Annotated in this window: 1 protein-coding gene; it reads left to right on the top strand. The window is 33.1% G+C overall.

The window, feature by feature from the left end; all coding sequences use genetic code 11:
• On the top strand, nt 1-1861 hold a 1861-nt coding region (locus ACKI3Q_RS07535), incomplete at its 5' end, for a hypothetical protein (RefSeq protein WP_407415807.1).
• Nucleotides 1862-2100 lie beyond the last annotated feature (239 nt).

A 2100-nucleotide genomic window follows, 5' to 3' on the forward strand; every position in this document is an offset into this window, starting at 1 on the left:
AAATTACAAAACCAATATTTTAAAAGTAACAGGAAACAACGTTAAAATATTCAATTTGACTTTTATCAATTCCAAATATTCCGGCTTTGATATTCCAATTAGAGGTGAAAATGACAATAATGTCATTGCTGCTGGTATAACCCGGACAATACTTAAGGTTTCTTATGACGAAAGTCCCGTCTGTTGGAGTGGAAACAACGGATTAATTGACAATTGCATATTCGCAAACAATACTGCATTAAATGGCGGTGCAATAAAATGGAGCGGAAATAATGGAGTTATAAACAATTCAATATTCATAGACAATGTTGCAAGGGGTGTTGGAGGCGCAATTTATATTGCAGGAAACAACAATAAACTTGTCAACACAATTATCCTAAATTCAACTTCCCAATTAACCGGTGAATCAATTTATCTCGACCACAAATCTAAAACTTTTACTTTTACAAACTGCACAACAGACAATAGTATATTTTTGATTGATGGTAATTATTTAGGAATCGACGTCGATAAGTATTTGAAGTATACATATTATTCCGAAATAGCAGACAAATACATTAACCTCATCCCAATAATGTATGAGGCCATTATGTTGGGATTTGCCAAACTTGATGATGAATTAGTAGTTTATGCTCAATATATGAATGAAACCGGAGATTTCACTTTTTCTGCAATAAAAAGTTTTAATGAAGTAGATATTGAATATCAAAAGAACTATGTTTTCAAAAATACAACATTAAACGATGCTTTCGAATCATTGATAAATGATAACTATAAAAATACTTATGTTTATACTAAAAGCGTATCCGTAACCAATACGGGCACCTACGAATTTATTTGCCATAGTCTTGTTGATGATTTATTTAAAAGCAAGGATATTGGAAATATTATTCTTTCCCACGACAGATTCAAGTATAATCCTGATGTGTCTTTTGTCTTAAATGTATTTTATGCACCAGGAAGCGTTTTTGAATCCAATGCTCAATGGGTAAGCTACAGCGGCTATTCAGTTGTTAACATTTTTGGAAATGGTGCAAAGATAAAAGCAACATCCAAAGACAGGGACGAAAACAAATGGATAGTAACATCACCCAACCAGGTTTACACAATCAATAATCTGACAGTAGAAGGATTCAATACTGCAATAGACAACAGAGAAGGATACTGCGTTTTAAATAATGTAGTTTTTAATAACAATAGAATGGATTATATTATTGAAAGAGATTGGGGTGCAGCAATTTTAAACACAGGCTACATAATATGTGAAAACTGCAGATTCACAAATAACTATGCTAAAAACGGTGGTGCAATCTTTAATCAGGGATTTTTGTCACTTAACAACTGTACATTCAAGGGAAATACTGCATATGGATGTGGTGATAATGTCTGTGTCGGTGACGGAGGACGGGTACAGTTTAACGGTATGAACCTCACAGGCGATTTCGGTCCTGTTTACTTTGCCGAAAGCATGTCTGCAACAGAATCTACAATTCTCTCAGCATTAGCTCCTGCAATAGCTTCAATTGCAGGTGTAGTCGTTGCTGCATTTACTTTTAATCCTGGAATTGGTATAATTGCAGGTTTTGGTGTTGGTACCCTTGTAGGTGCAGCTTTTTCCGGAGCAATTATTTCACAACACTATGATGTTAATTTTAATAGATTAGAAACTGCATTAACTATAACCATAGAATCTGCTCTCGCAGGTGGATTCGGAGGGTTCGAAAGTGTATGTGGTCATTTTGCATCAGATGTATTGAAAACAGCTGGAATAAGTCTTACTATTAGTCTATTTGGAGAAGCAGTTCTTTGTGGTGAAATTGGTGCAATTAGTGGTCTTATAATCAATGCAAAGGAAAGTTAATTTTCTTTCCTTTTTCATTTTTTTAAGTCTGTAAAATATATAGAATATTAATCCGAGCAAGTAATTACTTTCGAAATAGTTTATATAAAATAAAGTAAAAAATATATTACAACTAAAAAAAATTATATGAGCAGTGTTTTATTATGCGTAAAAGATATTTATTGATGTTATTGGTTATTGCTTTTATAAGCATTTCCTGTGCATCAGCAAGCGATTTTGATAATGCAACTGTTGGTAAT

Source organism: Methanobrevibacter sp. (genome assembly GCF_045636185.1).
GTDB lineage: Archaea > Methanobacteriota > Methanobacteria > Methanobacteriales > Methanobacteriaceae > Methanocatella.